General features: G+C 39.3%; 17 protein-coding genes and 1 CRISPR repeat array (1 of these 18 only partly in view). Of the genes, 13 read left to right on the top strand and 4 right to left on the bottom strand.

The features are described from left to right. Positions 1-28 precede the first annotated feature (28 nt). Together NPUN_RS13655 and NPUN_RS13650 are read right to left on the bottom strand one after the other, a co-directional pair. Positions 29-1,270, bottom strand: a complete 1,242-nt coding sequence (locus tag NPUN_RS13655) for a phosphotransferase family protein (protein ID WP_012409236.1) — start codon at positions 1,268-1,270, stop codon at positions 29-31. A 219-nt stretch (positions 1,271-1,489) separates the two neighbouring features. Beyond that, entirely contained in the window at positions 1,490-1,708 is a 219-nt protein-coding gene (locus tag NPUN_RS13650) for a hypothetical protein (RefSeq protein ID WP_041565394.1), read from the bottom strand. A gap of 264 nt (positions 1,709-1,972) precedes the next feature. Here NPUN_RS13650 and NPUN_RS13645 point away from each other — a divergent pair, with 264 nt between their 5' ends. Continuing rightward, complete coding sequence (locus tag NPUN_RS13645) at positions 1,973-2,233, top strand: DUF433 domain-containing protein (RefSeq protein ID WP_012409235.1); 261 nt, start codon at positions 1,973-1,975, stop codon at positions 2,231-2,233. Further along, the gene (locus NPUN_RS13640; RefSeq protein WP_012409234.1) at positions 2,230-2,664 is read left to right on the top strand and encodes a DUF5615 family PIN-like protein; all 435 of its coding nucleotides are present in this window, start codon (positions 2,230-2,232) and stop codon (positions 2,662-2,664) included. Before NPUN_RS13645 ends, NPUN_RS13640 begins: the two co-directional genes overlap by 4 nt. On the opposite strand, the gene NPUN_RS13635 is transcribed toward NPUN_RS13640, so the two are convergent. Next, positions 2,638-3,507, bottom strand: a complete 870-nt coding sequence (locus NPUN_RS13635; RefSeq protein ID WP_012409233.1) for a helix-turn-helix transcriptional regulator — start codon at positions 3,505-3,507, stop codon at positions 2,638-2,640. The genes NPUN_RS13640 and NPUN_RS13635 overlap by 27 nt on opposite strands. Positions 3,508-4,392: 885 nt before the next feature. Between NPUN_RS13635 and NPUN_RS13620 the strand changes: the two genes are divergently transcribed. The 11 genes from NPUN_RS13620 (at position 4,393) to cas2 (ending at position 15,570) form a co-directional block, all read left to right on the top strand. After that, complete coding sequence (locus tag NPUN_RS13620; protein ID WP_012409232.1) at positions 4,393-4,644, top strand: DUF433 domain-containing protein; 252 nt, start codon at positions 4,393-4,395, stop codon at positions 4,642-4,644. Further along, entirely contained in the window at positions 4,641-5,000 is a 360-nt protein-coding gene (locus tag NPUN_RS13615; RefSeq protein WP_052304596.1) for a DUF5615 family PIN-like protein, read from the top strand. The genes NPUN_RS13620 and NPUN_RS13615 overlap by 4 nt, the downstream gene beginning before the upstream one ends. Before the next feature lie 111 nt (positions 5,001-5,111). Continuing rightward, positions 5,112-7,853 (top strand): hypothetical protein, encoded by a 2,742-nt coding sequence (locus NPUN_RS13610; RefSeq protein WP_012409230.1) that lies wholly within the window; start codon positions 5,112-5,114, stop codon positions 7,851-7,853. Positions 7,854-7,870: 17 nt separating this feature from the next. Continuing rightward, complete coding sequence (gene cas7d, locus NPUN_RS13605; RefSeq protein ID WP_012409229.1) at positions 7,871-8,899, top strand: type I-D CRISPR-associated protein Cas7/Csc2; 1,029 nt, start codon at positions 7,871-7,873, stop codon at positions 8,897-8,899. Positions 8,900-8,901: 2 nt separating this feature from the next. Next, positions 8,902-9,660 (top strand): type I-D CRISPR-associated protein Cas5/Csc1, encoded by a 759-nt coding sequence (gene cas5d, locus NPUN_RS13600; protein ID WP_012409228.1) that lies wholly within the window; start codon positions 8,902-8,904, stop codon positions 9,658-9,660. After that, positions 9,653-11,932, top strand: a complete 2,280-nt coding sequence (gene cas3 / locus NPUN_RS13595; protein WP_012409227.1) for a type I-D CRISPR-associated helicase Cas3' — start codon at positions 9,653-9,655, stop codon at positions 11,930-11,932. Before cas5d ends, cas3 begins: the two co-directional genes overlap by 8 nt. A gap of 76 nt (positions 11,933-12,008) precedes the next feature. Continuing rightward, the gene (locus NPUN_RS13590; RefSeq protein WP_012409226.1) at positions 12,009-12,629 is read left to right on the top strand and encodes a 2OG-Fe(II) oxygenase; all 621 of its coding nucleotides are present in this window, start codon (positions 12,009-12,011) and stop codon (positions 12,627-12,629) included. Next, entirely contained in the window at positions 12,619-13,464 is an 846-nt protein-coding gene (gene cas6 / locus NPUN_RS13585) for a CRISPR-associated endoribonuclease Cas6 (RefSeq protein ID WP_012409225.1), read from the top strand. Before NPUN_RS13590 ends, cas6 begins: the two co-directional genes overlap by 11 nt. Before the next feature lie 31 nt (positions 13,465-13,495). Next, on the top strand, positions 13,496-14,089 hold the full coding sequence (gene cas4 / locus NPUN_RS13580; protein ID WP_012409224.1) for a CRISPR-associated protein Cas4: 594 nt from the start codon (positions 13,496-13,498) through the stop codon (positions 14,087-14,089). 149 nt (positions 14,090-14,238) lie between these two features. Continuing rightward, a complete protein-coding gene (cas1d, locus tag NPUN_RS13575) occupies positions 14,239-15,243 on the top strand; it encodes a type I-D CRISPR-associated endonuclease Cas1d (protein WP_012409223.1) in 1,005 nt (334 codons plus the stop codon). A 39-nt stretch (positions 15,244-15,282) separates the two neighbouring features. Beyond that, positions 15,283-15,570: a CRISPR-associated endonuclease Cas2 gene (gene cas2, locus NPUN_RS13570; protein ID WP_012409222.1), complete on the top strand. Its 288-nt coding sequence runs from the start codon at positions 15,283-15,285 to the stop codon at positions 15,568-15,570. A 176-nt stretch (positions 15,571-15,746) separates the two neighbouring features. On the opposite strand, the gene NPUN_RS13565 is transcribed toward cas2, so the two are convergent. Then, positions 15,747-17,057 (bottom strand): IS701-like element ISNpu5 family transposase, encoded by a 1,311-nt coding sequence (locus NPUN_RS13565; protein WP_012409221.1) that lies wholly within the window; start codon positions 17,055-17,057, stop codon positions 15,747-15,749. A gap of 174 nt (positions 17,058-17,231) precedes the next feature. Then, positions 17,232-18,657: a CRISPR direct-repeat array (repeat unit 37 nt; unit sequence ATTGCAATTCATCAAAATCCCTATCAGGGATTGAAAC) (it continues 1,600 nt past the right edge of the window).

Raw genomic sequence — 18,657 nt, 5'->3', positions numbered from 1 at the left:
GAATTCATAATTTTTCTGCTCCCTGCTATTAACAACCACGAAGCCGAGTTTTTTCGTAATAAAGACGAAGTAGCTGTGGCTCTTTTACAGGCTGAGGAAGTTTATGAACTTTCCCCACAGGGTTAAGGATTTCTGACTCTGATATTCCGAAAATAGTCAGTACACCTTGCTGCGGCATAGTGAGTAAACTTTTAGCCACTTGGAGCATACAAATATCAGTATTATTAAAAGATTTCCGGCAGGTAATCATATCCTGAATTTGATGAATTAGTGCCAGCCCTGCAAACTGGATAACGCGCACAATAAAGTCACTGCGGTATTCCAAAATCATTGGGAAAGCATTTAGATAAGCTCTAATGAGGGCAATAATTGAGGGTTGTAAACTCTCCAAGGGTGTCAAAGCCAGATGTAGAGATTCTTGTAACTCAATGGTGGGATCTACGACGAGGCTATTGAGCCAAATTCGTAAATAGCTTGCTAGTAAAGTTCCTAAATCAAAAGCTGGATCTCCCCAAGAACAAGCTTCCCAATTAATTAGTCTTACTAGGCAATTGTCTAGTTTTTTCCACCTGGAATGAACCAAGATATTGTTCAATTTCAGGTCATTATGAGTCAAGCAGCAAGGATTCCAGTCATACGCCAAATCTGCGATCGCAGATTCCAAACTCTCCGATTGCTGGTAGAGTAGATAGAATTTCAGCGCCTCCGTGGGAACCGTCCCAAAAATCTCCGGCCCAATTGACTCTACCCCTTGCGCCGGATTGTAAAAGCCATAGCGAAACTCTCCTTGGGGAGCAGTTGCCATAAAATCCCGATATTCTCGGCGATTGTAGGTTGCGCGATGGAGTCCTGCCAAAGTAGTACCGATCGCAGTGGCAATTTCTTGTGGAAAAATCTCATTGTTGTGGTAGAATGTCGCAAGCTTAAGATATTCACTTAAGTAGTTGCGGACAAGGATGGAATTTTCTTCATCAAAATGAACTACCAACGGTGCGATCGCGGAAATATTGCCGAGAACAGGAAACTGCTGGAGCAACTGATGAAATAGCCACTCCTGAAACAATTCACGAGGAGCTACGTCATTGTTTTTAACGTTATGTTCTTGTTTAACGAGCAGTTTACGATTATCTGCTAGAGTCACGAGTAAATCGGAATTGTTCTTACTACTTCCTGGCAACTCAGATTTATCTGATGCGTCATCTTCTGAGCTACACAGCCCCGCTTCTTGCAGATACTGGATAACGTTATGAGAAGACAGTGATAATACCATGTATTATTTCCTACTTCGCTAAATTACTTAAATTTATCTCTGTCGGTATTTGCTGTACTTAGCAGTTATCGGTAGATAGTGAATAACAATAAAGATTTGTACAATCTACTAATATCCCATCTTTCCGATCAAAACCTGCCAAAATGGTACAAATTCCTTTACAATTGCTTTAAAATTCACTCCTAGATACGGTGACATCTTTACACTTTCTCAGCATAGTTACTTAGATACATCTAGAGCAAGTTTTGTGGTAGAGCCTTTTGATGTAACAGCATCTCCAACAAAAAACTGATTGGCGGCAGATGTTATTTGATGTTCAGTAGTCATCCTGAAGGCAGCGAAGAATTTCAGTAATCCTCCGTGGTAGGAAGCATGACATTCAGCGCTATTATTTTTATTTATCACCCCAAAGCCAAAAAAACCGGAATTTTTAGGCAATTAGTAATTATTTTTTTCTTTAATTTTCAGAATTTATGTCTGTAAGCCTTGTTATTACGTCATTTGTCTTACTTACGTAGTGTAGATGGTTAGAGGCGATCGCAAATAACGGTTACATGAGTGCATCTTATGGAAGTGTACTTTTGTCAAGGATGTTAAGACCTCTCCCTGGTTTTACTATGTAAAACCGTCCCTCTCCGACTCGGAGAGGGAAAGAGTTAGAGGGGATATCTTAGAACTAGACGCTATTAAAGGTAAAGCAGTATGAGTGACAATGATTTGCTGTCTCGAATTTCTATCGACCCGAACATTTGTTTCGGTAAACCGTGCATTCGCGGACATCGGATTTGGGTATCACTAATTTTGGACTATTTAGCTGGTGGTACAACAATCGAAGAAGTTCTTGAAGCTTATCCAAGTATAGAAAGAGAAGATGTGCTGGCTTGTATCGCCTATGGTGCAGAGATGGTGCGGGATGTTTTTGTGGAACTTCCTTTGACAAAGAAGAAGGAAGCAAGTGCGTGAAATTAAAGCTAGATGAAAATATCGACTTGCGCGTTGTAACTTTATTGCAATTAGCAGGACATGATATTGCAACAGTCCCAGGACAAGGTTTAAGTTGTGCACCAGATACTGAAGTTATTGATGTTTGTAGGTGTGAAGGTAGATGTTTAGTTACTTGCGATCGCGGATTTGGAAATCGTCTAAAATACAATCCTTCTGATTATCCAGGAATTGTGATTATTCGCTTACCCTCTCGTCCTAATTGTGCATTTTGGCAAGAAGCAATAGAGACACTGATTCAGGGGCTAAATGCCGCAGAAGTAACTGGGAAGTTGTGGATTATTCAGAGGGGAAGCATTCAGGAATATCGACCGATTGAGCCAGATGTATTAGGAGGGAAGGCTTTTCAGTCTCCCCGAACACACTTAACTCCTGGTTTCGATATCGTATAACTGGCAAAGGGTGACGAGTTTTTGTTTGAGGCGATCGCGCAGACTCTCTGGTGATACAATCACGCAATCTTCCCAATACCGTGATACTTCTCGAATCAACCAAAAATCATTAACTACTCTCCGCACGACTTGGCGAACATCTCCAATAACTTCATCTTTAATGTCATCTTCTTTAGGTTGATAGGCTTTAACTAAGCCTTGGCGAAAATGCAAGTACACTTCTAGATAACCTAGTTCTCCACGCCAATTTCCACTGGCGGGTATAGTTGCCATTGATTCAATGCGGTCTAGGCGCAAGCAGCGATTGTGCCATAACTCTGGTAAATCAGGAATATCGTTTTCTACATCTTGAGTTTCTTCACACCACATCATTAAGTAAAAACGTCTCTCAAAGAAACGAACTTCAGCATAGCGAACTGTATATGCTAATTCATCACCTTGAGAGTTTTGATAAACAAGGTAGAAAGGCTGTTGTTTCTTGATTAACTCTTCAATTTGAATTCGCCATGCAGGAGCAGGTTGACTCAGTTGTTTCATCAGCGATTGACGCAAGGGAGCTTCAAGATTACTACGCTCTAACAAAAGTGTAAGTACAGTTTGAGCTTCCCCTATCTGACCTGCATCACTCAGGGCTTTGATAGCTTTGTGTAAAGCGTTAACTTGGTTTGAGTCAAGGGTGAAAGGCTTTCCGACCTCTACAGATTGTTGTGCGATCGCTACTATTAAGCCCGAAATACTTGGTTCTTTGCCCCAAGTGATATTGAGTTGGCGAGCGATCGCTTCTAGTTGATCCTTGGTTCCCGGCGGAATTGACAGTGTAATCGTTTCTTTTTTTCTCGGCATCTATAATTTGCAGTTACACTATTGACATTAATGGTATTTCTAGCTATTTTATATGTATACTAAGTTAATCAATAATTTGAATACCAAAAGACACAATGTTACTCGCTAGGCAAATACGGAAAAAGCCAGAGCTACACTCTGGCTTACAATCCCTGATAGGGATTCATGAAGTTATGTTAATGCCTTGATCACATCTTTCCTACAATTTCAATCCCTGCTAGGGATTAGAGTGTATTCTCAAGGCTTCTTTAGTATACATCTCAAAAATCTCGGTGAACATTTTTTTTGCTCGCTGATTTGACAATTTTCATAAACTCAATGTGACCTATCTCAAAAATCTCGCGGAACATTTTTTTGTTCGCAAGCCTAACAAGACACTTCTTTACTACAGACAGGAATATGTTATATTCAGGAGAACCGAAACAAAGTCGTTTCAGTTCACCTATGTTGAGTCCTATCTCATAGGTTAGCACTAACACGGCTTTTTCGGCGCAAACCTATTGAGGTGATCTACTTTGAAAGACAACCTTCCAGATCGTATGCTTCGGCTTATGTCAGATGCTTCCTGGTACTCTACCGAGGAATTGGTCAAGAAAATTAGCTATCTATTCTCTGCAACTATGTATGTTCTGAGAAAAGAGGTTATATCTTTGAAGATCGTCGTATTCAAGGCCAACGACGAAAGTGGCGGTTGGTAGTAGAGTCAAAAGCGATCGTATAAACAGTATTTTTCACCTATCGGGGGTAGTTACTACTACTCCCATTTCTTGAAAAAGCAGCTAGTGAGGTCAACGACCATGACCGATGATCGTTTGCTGTCCAGAATTTCCCTTGACTCCAATATTTGTTTCGGTAAACCTTGTATTAGAGGTCATTGCATAAACCATGAACGAACAAACGTTACTAGAAAGAATCACATTTAACCCCCAAATCTTTGGTGGTAAACCGATAATTCGAGGTCGTCGCCTAGCTGTTGAACATATTTTAGGAATGTTAGCAGTAGGAGATACTATTGAAACTTTGCTAGAAGCTTATCCCTGGTTAGAACGGGAAGATGTGCAAGCTTGTTTAATCTATGCACGAAGGTTAGTTGGTCATGAACGAATTGAACCTTTATTGATAGAATCTCCAAGGTGAAAATACTACTAGATACTTGCATTAATGCTAGGGTGCGTAACGATTTACAAACGACTGGGTATGATGTGGTTTGGTCTGGAGATTGGCCAAAAGACCCAGGTGACGAGGAAATTTTAGCAACCGCCTATCGTGAAGGTAGGATTTTAGTCACCCTTGATAAAGATTTTGGAGAGTTAGCAATTCTGCGGGGAAATCCTCACTGTGGTATCTTGCGCTTAGTTAATCTCTCAACCAAAGAACAATCAATAGTTTGTTTGCAGGTACTCCAGCTTTACAGAGACGAATTATTCTCTGGTGCAATTGTAACTGCTGAATTAGATAGAGTCAGAATTCGCCCACCTGAAAATAGGGCTTGAAAATTTATTCAGTAAAAACTCGTACTAGTGGCGCAATAAATTAAGACAGACTATGGTGTTTGTTGACCACTTTGTGAGACTGAGTTTGGTATTAAATTTATATCTTTCAACATGATTAAGCGCAGTCGGCTTTTAAATGCTCCTCCCAAAACCTTGGAGGAGATTTATTTTAGTGAAATTCGCCCCCAGCTTTACGAAAATCATGCACATCGTCATCAAACTGGTGTGAGAACGGGTACAACTCTTGCAGAACACCTCGATTCTGCGTGTCAGTTCATTTTGACAGTCAGCCGTATAGCAGAAGTTCCAGAAGATAAAAGACCTTTGCTACTAGCTGCGACTGCTGTTCATGACCTGAATAAATTAGATACCCAAAAACGCAATGTTAAAACCCTGGCTAGAAATCAGGAATTTTTACGAGAACAACTTGAAAAAGCTTGTGTACTTACATTTGTCGTTTCAGAAGATGATTTGGAGTTAGTTAGAAAGCTAATTGAGCGTCATTCAGGCCATAATATCAGCGATGGTTCAAGGTTTTTACCAGAAGACCCAAATATTGAACGTTGGGCGGCGATGCTGACAGCTGCGGACTTGTTTGATTTAGGAATTCCAGATGCACAACGTTTTCGCAAACTGGAAAAAGAATTAACCGTTGCTTTTGGACGAAGCTGTAACCTTTTTAGAATCAGCATTTCTGAAGACAAAGGCTATATTACAGCCCTATTGCTGGGTGCTTGCGAAGAAGTTTTACAAAAATATGGGTTAAATCCTTTAGCAATTTTCCCTGATGGCGAACTTTTTGAAGGGGAAGCTTTAGCAAATATAGATTTTACAAAAGAAATAGCTGCTGTTTGGCAAAGTAAAATTGACCAAGTTTTTGGTAATAATATCGAAAGACTTGTCAGAGCTACCAAAGATGGTATTAAAGTTTCTCATCAAGCTATCCAACAAAATATTGAGGAAGTATTGGTAAATGTTGAGGCTCTTTTAGAAAGGAAAAAAGCTGGTTATAAATCAGACAAGATTGCTAAAGATGTAACTAAGTGGGGTGAAGCGGCTGGTGCAGATGCACTAATAAAAGCGGCTGAACTTCAGTTATTACCTGTAAGTAATGCAGAAGAATTTGCCATATCTGAAGGTTTAAAGGCAGCTTACCTCAGTTATAGAGAAGCCGGATTAACCCCTAAAGAAGTTTGGGATAAAATCGCTCATCATACGGGTATCTCTGAACTTCAGCGCACTGCTATTGAGCCATTTAATGGTCAATATGGGCGACCTTTATTTGCTGCTAAGGCTGCTGTTAAAGGAATTGAGGGTATTAAAGAAGCTCTACAAGAATCTTTCCAGCTAAGAAAGGAAAGTACACAAATATCTGAAGAAACAGAAGTATCTGAAGAAATGATTGCAGCCGTTAGCCGAATGGTAAATTTACCTTTTGCTATTCGGTTAAATGGAGGCAATGATTTAAATGCTTATGTAGAAGCTAATCCCAGACAAAGATGCTCTTTAGGTTCTACTTCTACTGATATAGATGAGCTAATTTCAGATAATATGCCTCCTGGTACAAAAGTACAAGCTTTTTCTAACCGCTTACCGGGTGGTATTAGTGCTGAACCGAAAAGGCAAGCAGATTCAATTGCAGCTTTAGCTTACCAATTAATGGCAGTTGGGGCGAATTTTCCTGCTGTTAAAAAACAAGACCCCCTTTATTTGCACTTAGCATTACCTAAAGGTTCTGCTCCAGAACTGTTGAGAATTTGGCGTGAACTTTTAAAACAACTCGCAGCGACAAATGCTGAGGGAGGTACTGTCACAGTTGATGAATTGAAATTATATAAAGATAACCAGCTTGAATTTAAAGCTAACAAAGTAGTCGGTTTAGCATTACCAAAACGTCCTGATTTTGTTCATACATCTGTCATTATTCCTTTACTTTGGGGAGATGTTAATAATTCTTTAGCTTTACTAAAATCACTGAGACTTGCTTTAGAAATTTCCTTGTCTTTAGATATTGGCTTTCCTTTTACTCTCAGTGGAAACTTAGAGGTAGAAATATCAACTCATACAGTTGACGATAGGATTTTTGGAAGAGTAGAAGGAATTCCATCTGCACTTATACGTCTACTTGGAAGTGGTCAGTATAAACGTTTTAAGAAAGAAGAAATTAAGGAAAATAGAGAGACTCTAAGTGCAGAAAGAATTATTGAGCGACTGCAATGTATTAGCAAACTAGCAACATCTGTTGCAAGTATTCAGAAAGCTGATGATTGTTTGTATGATTTGGCTCGTGCTTGTGTCAGACCAATTGAACTTTATTATGTCTTGCTACGTTGGACTCTGCGAGAACAAGACGAACCAAATTTGAGCGTTATTTGGAGTCGCATTTGTGAACCGTTAAATACTTTGTTGGAGAGCTTTATGCCTGATGAAAACTTACTCTTAACTAAATATCTTAGAGAAGCTGCTCAAGTTGCAGCAGAGGGAAAAATTTGGGGAAGTTCTTTTAAACGAACTGCTCAAGCAGAACCGTTTACAGCCTTTATAGCTGCTATTCGTTCTCAAAAGTCTTATTTGGGTTTAGATGTAATTTTTGCTGCTTTAGTACAGCAATATCATACTCGCTTAGACCGTATCCGTGAGCATGGCGTAGGTGCAACAAAGTATGAACAGGTCAAGCGTTATTACGAGCTATTACGAAAACTATATGAGGAGGTTTATTCAGCACGTCCTGAAAAGTTTTTATCTGACCAAAAAACTTTAGAAGCTGCTTATTTATTCTTCCTTGAAGAAGCGCGTAAACAGCTTAAAAGCCAATCTGAAAATGATTCTGTCGAAACAACTGCAACCGTTTAAATAATTAGGAGTTTATCATGTCAATTTCAAAACTTTCTACAGTACTAGCAGCAAGTTATGAAAACTTCCCTAAAGGGCGTTTTATTACTTTAGTTGTTTTAAGAACAACCCATTCTGAAACTATCTTCCGCACAGAAGGTTCAGGTGAGCCAATGTGTAGCGAATTTGTACAAGCTGGTTTAGAGGGTGAAAATCAAAAAACTATAATTCAACGCTTGGTAATGACTAAGCGCAAACAAGTAGCACCAGAAAGACGCTACGGACGTGAACATTTAAGAGCGCATGAACTTTTATATACCAATATTAAAGATGGCTCTCTTTGTTCTTTAAATACTAATGCACCTTGTGAAATGTGTGTAGATTGTTTCCTTTACGGCTTCGCTGCTGGTGGAGGTGGCGCACAAAAAAGTCGTATTTGGACTGAAGACGCTTTTAGTATTTTACCTGCTAGTGATGTTGTAGGCGATCGCACCATAAACGCCATCTACGAAAATGGCACAATGCGCGATGAAAAAGGTAACGCCTCAACAGCCTTGAATACCAGCGAATACATTAAACCAGGTGTGCATTTTTTGGATGTCGTCACCCTAAAAGATGTAACTGCTGATGAACTGAGATATATCATCGGTAATATTCTTTTCACAAGTCGTTATGGTGCGGTTTCAAGTCGTGTTGGACGAATGGAAAACGAGATATTAGGTGTATTTGGTAGTATTACTGAACTTCCTAGTTCTCTAGAACTTGTACAAGCTACTTATGATGTATTAGGTAAACCTTTAGAACATCCTTTGAATATTAATCAATTAATTACAGCAAGCAAACAAGTAATTGCTAATTGGAAAAATAAGAGAGGGGTTTCTGTGCAGCTATCTGAAGAAGAATTAGCAAATTTACTGACTGATGTAGAAACTAATTGGTCAGAAGCCGAACGTGATAATTTTCTTAAGCGTTTAACCCAATCTTATGAACCCTTCCGTCACGTCGCAACTGAAAAGAAAAAGGCTAAGGCTAAAGGGAAAAATACACCAGTTGAAGTAGAGAGTTAAATATGTCAACAATTCCTTTTCAGCAGGCAAAACTTGTTGAATTATACTGTCTTGAACCAGTCTTTTTTGCCTCTAGGGAGTTGTCTGATACCTATTACACTGAGGGGGTAATTGGGAATTATGCTCTTACTTATGCTTTAGGTAGAGTAAATTCCCCCTATCGCCTCCAAGGTCAGGCTACAGGACGACCAACCTACAAAGAAGATTTCCAACCAATAGCGCAAGATTTTTATATCTTACCAGCTTCACCAGTAGGTAGAGTAACATTCAGATTTGAACGTTTCAATGCTCTTTCTGATGCTTACTGGTATGCAATGACTAATAACCGTGTTGCTACGGCGCGGGAAGATTTACCATTACAACGCCAAGGTAAAAAACCAAGTTCATTTAGACCAAGTAATTTTCCCCAAACTGGAAGACTGCGGATGATTGAACGCAGAAACAAATTTCAAACTTTGGTATTTGGAAATCACCAATTACCAACTTATATTCGCCTTGGTAAATTCATGAGTAAAGTTCAAGTGAATGTGCTGAATGAATTCCCTGTGACTTTACTACCAGAAGGTGAATATCAAAGTCAACATTACCTAAATGCTGCTGATTTACCACAGCAAATAGAGGCTTTAGCGTTCGATTTAATTTCTATTCCTCCTGCACCCATCATTAAAAATCTTCATTTTCGGGGTGCTGCTTGGCAAATTGGAGAAATGATTGTGCCAGCAGGTTTACATTTTTGCGGTAGAGAAAGTAGCAATGAGTAATCAAAACTTAGTTATCAGATTAGAACCCCGTAGTATTTCAGCTTGTGCATCACCAGATAAAATATCTTTCATAAAGAATGCACTTCAACACCAACTAGATGTATTTGAACAATCTAAGGATGCAGATATTATCCTTGATTTAGCACCAACTGGCACAGGTAAAACTAAAGCAGGATTAGCAGTATTAAAACATCAGCCGAATAACAGTGCTGTTTACATTGCTCCCACTAATGCTTTAATTGAACAGCAAACAGAAGCAGCAAAACAGTTTGTTCGTGATGCTAACTTACCTCATGTTGTGAAATCAGCCTCAGCTAAAGATATTAAAAGCTGGCCTGACGATAAAGTTGGTCGTCGTTCAGGAGAAAAGCTATATAATGTTTTGCGAAATCCTGCTACAGTTTTCGATGATGTTGGGGCGAATACACCAATTCTATTGGTAACAAATCCTTATATTTTTTACTATGCAACTTTCTTTGCATATAATAATCTGGATAGAGGTAATATTGCTGCTGGTTTTTACACCAAATTTTCGACAGTCATTTTTGATGAATTTCACCTCTACGATGCTAAACAGTTAGTAGGAATGCTGTTTTATCTTGCCTATTCTCATATTTTTCGGTTTTTTGAAAATGGACGCAAGGTAGTTTTACTCACAGCAACACCAGAACCAGCTTGTGAATTAGCATTGCAGAATTTAAAACAAGCTGGTGTAAAAATAGCAATAATTGATGGAGAATCAGGTAATACTAATCTTTTACCGTCACAAACAGCAGTTAATCTGGAATTAAGACCAAAACCAGATAGTAAGGAAGAGTGGTTAGCAGAGTTAGCAGCAGAAGTTATCCAACGTTTTCTAGAAAAACCTGATGAAAATGGTGCTGTAATTCTTGATTCTCTTGATAATATTAATCGTCTATCAGATTTATTGCGACAGCAAGGACTTAGTAATTACATCGGACGCATTACAGGCCCTGCACCGAAACAAGATAGACAAAGGGCTATGCAATGTCAAATCATCTTGGCTACTAGCACAGTAGATGTAGGATTTAACTTTGAAAGACATCCTGAACCGAAACGGCAAAATTTAGATTGGTTGATTTTTTCAGCACGCGATCGCGCCGCATTTTGGCAGAGAATTGGTAGAGTAGGGCGTGTTTTGGGTAAATCTGAAACTAATATTGATTCAGAAGCCATTGCTTACTTACCTGCTAACACCTGGAATGAAGGTTTAACTTCTCTAGATACTATTGAGGGACGTACAGCGCTAAAAGACTTACTTGAAACACTTCCCTCTTTAAATAAGCCTTTTTTAAAAGCTTACTGGCGTTCAGAAGCATTTCTAGAAATTGCCCGTCCCTTATTGGAATTGGAAGAAATGCTTGAAGGTTTAGCTGAGGAAAAATTGATTTTGGAGTTATTCAATACTCTAAAATCTATTTTTGAAGGAAATAGAACTTGGGATGATTATCGCTATAGAATGAAACTTTTGCGAGGTGCTGAAACTATTGCAAAAAAAACTCCCAAAGAAATCAAAAAGGATTGGAAGTATATCAAAGGTGGTCAGGCTTTTGTCAGAACTTTTATCAAAGCTAAATTTCCTGAAGATTGGGATGACTTACAAGCAGGACGTACAACTTTAGACGAATACGTAGATTTATTTCAAAAAGATGAAGATGTACTAGCTGAGTTAAAAGAATTTGCTGAAGTTTTTAGTACAAGCTATGCACCTTTATTTAGTTTTCGCTCTAGTCTGTTTGAAAGTCTTTCCATTCGTGACCCTCATGGTTTTATTATAGATGAATCTGAAGAAACAAAACTAGATCCTTTTCACCTATTACGCTATTACGAATTTGTTCAAAATGGTGATTACATTGAAGTCACCAGTCGCGCTACTGAAACTTATCAATTGAGTTTTCGATTACGTTATACTGATAACTGGCAAGAATTTATCAGTACAGAACTGAATAAACTAACAGCTTTTAAGAATTGCCAAATTATTCGCACTGCTGGAGGAGCAATACGACCAACACCTTTAATACAAGCTTTAAATAAACATCTGTTACCAGGAGTGATTATTTGCCCCAGAACAAATGCTGCTGTTATTTTCCAATTAAACAAGCAAGGAATTATTTCTTATCCAATAACCATTGTTTGTAATGATATGGAGAAAGAATATAGATTTTTTACAGGCTTGTCGGGAATTTTAACAATGGCAATGAAGTTTAAACAATTACGTCTTCCAGATGATGAGGTTTTTATTGCAGGATAAGTAATTAAATTCTCGCGCCATTGGTGCGAGAATTTGTAGAACATCGATTTATAAGTATATTTCTTTCACATCCCCAGTGAAACACTATCAACAACAAACCAACGCCTTCCCCAGCGATTACCTAAACAACTTGTGGGGAGAAATCCAAGCTTGTCCTTACTTTGCTATCAACAACCTCAACCGCGATTTTGTCGCCACTAAAGGATTTTCTGTAGTATTTCAGCGTTCTGGATTAGCAAAGGTAGAACAGCAGTTTCCCTACTTCAAGCTTTACCTAGATTTGGCTCTCCAGCCTAACTGTAATGCTTTTTACCTCAATCCTTTACAGCTAAAAGAAGGCTCCCGCGTCGATCCGCATATTGATCGCTCCTTACGTTCCTACTCCAAAACCATTGAACCGCCTGCGGTTGTCAGCGTGCTTTATGTGCGCGTACCTGCGGATATGGAAGGGGGAGAACTGGTATTGCGATCGCACAAGCGCCAACTTGGGCAAATTAAGCCCCAATTCAATACTTTAGTTTATTTTCAAGGTGATTTAACCCATTCGGTTAACGCTGTCAAAACCCCAGGAAATCGCCTAAGTCTCGTTTGTGAACAGTATAGTTTGAGTGATGCTGAACTCCAGGAAATCCCTGAGTTTACTGTAGAGTCAAGAAGCACTCAGTCTACAACCAAAAAGAGAAAGTATGCCTCATAGTTTAGTGTTGAATTTGCTACCTCAATCGCCCATTCCACCACAATATCTTACAGGTAGACATCTCCACGCCCTATTTTTAACCCTTGTTAGTTCTGTAGATAGCACATTGGGCGATCGCTTACACGATTCCACTGCTGATAAAGCTTTCACCCTCTCACCTCTACAAATTAGTAATACAAACTCTCCCCTTTTGAAGGGTGGTAAGGGGGGATCTAAATTGCAATACTCACATCAACAACCCATTCCCGCCGGAACTCCTTGTTGGTGGCGCATCTCTCTATTAGATGACACTTTATTTGGCAAACTTACCCAACTCTGGCTAAATCTTAATCCCAATCGCCCTTGGCATCTTGGCCCGGCTGACTTGTATATTACCAGCATTCAAGGCACACCCCAATCTATTCAACCTTGGGCAAATGCTAATACTTATGCTCAATTATACGAAGAAGCTAGCGATGGTAATTCTTCCATTAACCTTACTTTTTCCACGCCTACCGCCTTCCGTCAAGGACAGTATGACACTACCCTTCCTACCAGAGAATCTGTCTTTAATTCCCTACTTTCGCGGTGGAATAAATACAGTGGGATAGAATTTTCTCAGATTGCGATCGAGTCAATCTTTCCCTCATTTGTCAATATTCACACAGAAATATTAGCTGATTCCCGCAGCAAATTTATTGGCATTATTGGCGAAGTTACCTATAAGATTTTAGGGGCAGTTGAACCAATACAAATTAAGCAGATTAACGCTTTAGCTGACTTTGCTTTATATACTGGTGTCGGCAGAAAAACAACAATGGGTATGGGAATGACGCGACAGATGTATTCTCCATAATTTCAATCATCATTTAAAAACCACCTAAGTTATGAATCAAACCGAATATATTTCGATTGCGGCGCTGAATCAATACGCCTATTGTCCGCATCGCTGTTGGCGGATGTTTTGTGCGGGCGAGTTTACTGATAATCAATACACAATTGAAGGCACAACTTTACACGATCGCGTCCACACTACAAGCGATATACAGCGAGGAGAAACTTGGCAAGTTCGGGCAATTTGGCTCAAGTCTGAGCAATACAAACTCATCGGGAAATCTGATTTAATTGAAGCAGAATCTGGTCAAGTTTATCCAGTGGAATACAAACGGGGACGCAAAGGCGAATGGGATAACGATGAGTTACAAGTTTGTGCCCAAGCCTTATGTTTAGAAGAAATGACAGGAGAACCAGTTACTACTGGATATATCTATTATGCTCACTCCCATCAACGGCAATTAGTAGAGATTAATCAAGAGTTGCGAAATAGTGCGATCGCTACTATTGAATCTGTGACAAATCTCCTAGAAACAGGAGCAATGCCAAAACCAGTTTACAGCAAACGCTGCCAAGGATGCAGTCTTTATTCGCAATGTTTACCCAAAGCAACCGATAAAGTCAAAAGTTACCAAGAAGTAAATTAAACCATACCCCAAAACCATCATGTAGAGACGCGATTCATCGTGCCTTGAAAAACCAATTATCTACACCAACAACCCTTGCTAACCCGTATTTAATTATACCCGACAAATCTATTCATTGAAGCCCCAATTATTACTAGGAAGAATCAAAAATGGGAACACTTTACGTAACACAAGCCGATGCTTTTATCGGCAAAGTTGATGAACGTCTCACCGTCAAATCTGAACAAAAAACTATCATGGATATCCCTTTAATTAAACTAGAAGGGATTGTAGTATTAGGGCGGGCTACTATTTCTCCCGCCGTTGTCAGTGAACTTTTAGAACGTCATATCTGCTTAACATTTCTCACACAAAACGGACGATATTTAGGGCGTTTAGAACCAGAAGTTACCAAAAATATCTTTGTTCGTAAAGCCCAATGGCAAGCTGTGGGAGAATCACAACCAGCAATACATTTAGTCAGAGGATTTGTACGGGGTAAATTGAAAAATTACCGCCATAGCTTACTTCGCACTCAGCGAGAACATCCTGATACTGACCTGAATAATAACATCACTCGATTGGAAAACGCGATCGCACCAATCGAAAAAACTAGCAGTATTGATTCTCTCAGAGGCTTAGAAGGTGCTGGTAGTGCAGCCTATTTCGGTTGCTTTCAACAGTTAATTAAAACCCCAGAATTCCGATTTGAAGCCAGACGCCGCCGTCCGCCAACCGATCCGGTTAATGCCCTACTGAGTTTTGGGTATTCATTACTACGTCATGATGTGCAAAGTGCTTTAAATATTGTTGGCTTCGATCCTTATCTAGGATACTTACACGTCGAACGTTATGGTAGACCTTCCCTAGCTTTGGACTTGATGGAAGAATTTCGTCCTTTAATAGTGGATGCTGTAGTGTTGTCGCTGATTAACAAGCGATCGCTAACCCTAACTGACTTTACCACCGAACCGCTCAGTGGTGCTGTGTCTTTAACTAAAGAAGGACTGCATACATTTCTTCGCGCCTACCAACAAAAGAAACTATCGGAGTTCAAACATCCAGTCATGGGAAACAAATGCACCTACCAAGAATCCTTTGAAATTCAAGCGAGGTTACTGGCTAAATACCTGATGAACGAAATCGATAAATATCCCCCCTTAGTTCTCAAATAATTTATCATTTTTCCCTATTCCCCATTCCCCATTCCCTTCATGTATATTGTTGTCAGCTACGACATTCCAGAAGATAAGCGTCGTACTAAAATCCATTCGATTCTTAAGTCTTATGGACAATGGATGCAACTGAGTGTATTTGAGTGCGATGTCACTCCCACTCAGTATGCTAAACTGCGATCGCGTTTAGCCAAATTGATTAAACCCGACACCGATAGCGTGCGCTTTTATTTTCTCTGTGGCTGTTGTCAGCGAAAAATCGAACGTATTGGTGGAGAACAGCCACGAGACGAAACAATTTTCTTTGCTGAGTCCCCTTCTGGCTAGGTTTCTGCATCTCAAATGCGCGGAAGGGTAGGTGTACAAATTCCACAGCCATAAAAAAGTACTTCTATCCCAAGTACACTAAGGCTTTCAACCCATTAGTTACTTAATCCTCATCCGCGCAATTTCTGAAATGCTTTTCAAAATAGGGTTTTAGCTTTTAACCCTGTTGTGTCACTTTAGGCAGAGGAAAAATAGAAATCAGGGTCAGTCAGGGATATAAAAGTAGGATAGGTAAGGTAATAAACAACAGATTGGAGTTTAGCAAATCCCAAAGATAAATGAGGAATAGGAAAAACTGAAAGCCAAGGCTGAATTAAATTAAATAGGGTAAAAGGTTGAAGGATGAGACGGAGATTATTGAGAATATTCTTCCAACCTTTACCATTATCCCACCTCTGATGTGAAGCAAATGTTGATTGAGAATCTAGGGGATAAGGGCGCAGAGATTCTGAATGAAGACTAACCATTAAGTAGGCGCTACAAATAATCTCCCACCACCGTTCAATATCTTCATAGCAAGTAAAACGATAATCTGCCCAACCTAACTGATTCTTACTTTGTTTTAAACCATACTCAACCCATGTCCTAAAGCCATAGAAATTCCCAACTTCTCTTGGTGTAATGTCTGGGTATTTACTCATTACATACCAGGTAGAGTTTCCAGGTAAGTTAAGAGTGTCTGTAGTAATTTGCCAATACCTATGATTGCTACGTTTGCCATGTATTATTTCTCTAATAAACCGATTCTCACTACTTAAGTCAGAGAATACTCTTTTAAACTTATGCCAGTTTAAATATTGAGTATACTGACCTTTAAGCAATGCTACAGAATGGTTTGAGCGAATTGCTACTAGATAATTTAAATCTAATTCATCTAATACGGGTATAAAATTTGTGCTACTCTCACCATATAAGCTATCTGCTAGTACCAAGTTGAATTTGAATCCCATTAACTGTAGCTTGCGTATTAGCATTGCCCCGATTTGAGGCTTAGTAAGATATTTGTCTCCTGGCTTTAATTTTTCTCGTGGCTTGTATACTTCAAACAGCAGTGGAAATGTCATTCCACAGAACATACCGTAAGCTGTGACTGCCACAACGCCATTCTCTACTTTTCCTAAATTGCCTATGTACTGACGTTTCACATAATCTGTGGTATTACCTTTCTTTTTATCTCCTGTTTCATCAATAATTAAAATGATTGGTCTTCCTTTTAGTACCTCTAAAATTAGTTGTAATCGCAAAGCTCTTAACTGTTCTACTGACCATGATGGTGTAGTTAAGAAATGATGTAGTCCTTGATAGTTATCTAGCCCGACAATTTTCGCTATTTCAGGTAGACTTTTCCGTTTTAAATCGGAAATACATCCTATATGTAGATATTTGAAAGCTTCAAAATTCCTAACATCTGAAAACAGGTTTTTATACCATAAGCAATATTCATCCACAAACTTGACGGTTTTTATGGGTGAACGAGGCTCTACCATGCTTTATGTCTTGGTTCTAGGCTTTGTACATTATTATACTACCGCGATAGTGACACAAGAGGGTTAAAGTTTCCTGGCGCTCTTTCCAAACGAATTCTCTAATGCTATGATTGCCCTTGAATCGCGCAACCGCACCTTGAAAACTAAATACAGCTTGGCTTTCAGCCTCCCGCTATTGCAATTCATCAAAATCCCTATCAGGGATTGAAACGGCTTGGAAGACATCGTAAAAATTGAAGAATAGGATTGCAATTCATCAAAATCCCTATCAGGGATTGAAACTTAATACTCAATGGCGCCGGATCATTGTTGATTCATATTGCAATTCATCAAAATCCCTATCAGGGATTGAAACCGTACTGTGTCCGCTTGTGTTCCCAGTCGTCTTTTATTGCAATTCATCAAAATCCCTATCAGGGATTGAAACGCCACAACAACATCACAAACAATTGATGGTGCAAATTGCAATTCATCAAAATCCCTATCAGGGATTGAAACTTTACGGAAACAGATACGAAATGAGGCACAGAAATGGATTGCAATTCATCAAAATCCCTATCAGGGATTGAAACCACGCCGCAGAGGCTTGCCACCGGGGCGACGGTAGGATTGCAATTCATCAAAATCCCTATCAGGGATTGAAACCGCAAGCAATAATACTAGGGGCGCTCCCTAGAAAGGATTGCAATTCATCAAAATCCCTATCAGGGATTGAAACTCATCGAAATACTCGCGATCGCCATCAGCAGCACGGTAAAATTGCAATTCATCAAAATCCCTATCAGGGATTGAAACAACAAAAGCATTTAGAACCATTACGGGAGTGCCAAATTGCAATTCATCAAAATCCCTATCAGGGATTGAAACAGGTACTGGAAGCATTGGAATTATTCAAACCAAGAATTGCAATTCATCAAAATCCCTATCAGGGATTGAAACTTGTTCTAACCTACAATACAATAGCCTCGCAACATATAGATTGCAATTCATCAAAATCCCTATCAGGGATTGAAACCACTTCCTGCTGGACTAACTGCCCATTCAGCGAAAGATTGCAATTCATCAAAATCCCTATCAGGGATTGAAACTTTTATTGTAGAGACGTGAGCAGATCGTGAGCATTGCAATTCATCAAAATCCCTATCAGGGATTGAAACGAGTTTGACTATCCTACTCCTGATAGTTTATCTGATAGAATTGCAATTCATCAAAATCCCTATCAGGGATTGAAACCTTCAAGTTTTGCTTCAAATACCAGCATATTTACATTGCAATTCATCAAAATCCCTATCAGGGATTGAAACATTTGTCGAGATTCGCGGGGAAGCACCACAAACTCAGATTGCAATTCATCAAAATCCCTATCAGGGATTGAAACCAAGGGAAGGAATACTTGCAAAAGAATTATGGAAAAATTGCAATTCATCAAAATCCCTATCAGGGATTGAAACTGAAATAATCCCCAGACTCAACTGCGAGTAAGTATTGCAATTCATCAAAATCCCTATCAGGGATTGAAACAAATGGCTGCAAAGCTTTGGGCGGATAAGTTGCGCGAATTGCAATTCATCAAAATCCCTATCAGGGATTGAAACTAATG

It is taken from the genome of Nostoc punctiforme PCC 73102, from assembly GCF_000020025.1.
GTDB classification, from domain to species: domain Bacteria; phylum Cyanobacteriota; class Cyanobacteriia; order Cyanobacteriales; family Nostocaceae; genus Nostoc; species Nostoc punctiforme.
This window is presented reverse-complemented; position numbering and strand designations above follow the sequence as displayed.

Bases quoted from the DNA above. Each gene is read 5' to 3' on its own strand.
- cas1d (WP_012409223.1), top strand. From the start codon at position 14,239: ATGGGAACACTTTACGTAACACAAGCCGATGCTTTTATCGGCAAAGTT.
- NPUN_RS13645 (WP_012409235.1), top strand. From the start codon at position 1,973: ATGAGTGACAATGATTTGCTGTCTCGAATTTCTATCGACCCGAACATT.
- NPUN_RS13620 (WP_012409232.1), top strand. From the start codon at position 4,393: ATGAACGAACAAACGTTACTAGAAAGAATCACATTTAACCCCCAAATC.
- cas4 (WP_012409224.1), top strand. From the start codon at position 13,496: ATGAATCAAACCGAATATATTTCGATTGCGGCGCTGAATCAATACGCC.
- NPUN_RS13565 (WP_012409221.1), bottom strand. From the start codon at position 17,057: ATGGTAGAGCCTCGTTCACCCATAAAAACCGTCAAGTTTGTGGATGAA.
- NPUN_RS13655 (WP_012409236.1), bottom strand. From the start codon at position 1,270: ATGGTATTATCACTGTCTTCTCATAACGTTATCCAGTATCTGCAAGAA.
- cas3 (WP_012409227.1), top strand. From the start codon at position 9,653: ATGAGTAATCAAAACTTAGTTATCAGATTAGAACCCCGTAGTATTTCA.
- NPUN_RS13635 (WP_012409233.1), bottom strand. From the start codon at position 3,507: ATGCCGAGAAAAAAAGAAACGATTACACTGTCAATTCCGCCGGGAACC.
- cas6 (WP_012409225.1), top strand. From the start codon at position 12,619: ATGCCTCATAGTTTAGTGTTGAATTTGCTACCTCAATCGCCCATTCCA.
- cas7d (WP_012409229.1), top strand. From the start codon at position 7,871: ATGTCAATTTCAAAACTTTCTACAGTACTAGCAGCAAGTTATGAAAAC.
- cas5d (WP_012409228.1), top strand. From the start codon at position 8,902: ATGTCAACAATTCCTTTTCAGCAGGCAAAACTTGTTGAATTATACTGT.
- cas2 (WP_012409222.1), top strand. From the start codon at position 15,283: ATGTATATTGTTGTCAGCTACGACATTCCAGAAGATAAGCGTCGTACT.
- NPUN_RS13610 (WP_012409230.1), top strand. From the start codon at position 5,112: ATGATTAAGCGCAGTCGGCTTTTAAATGCTCCTCCCAAAACCTTGGAG.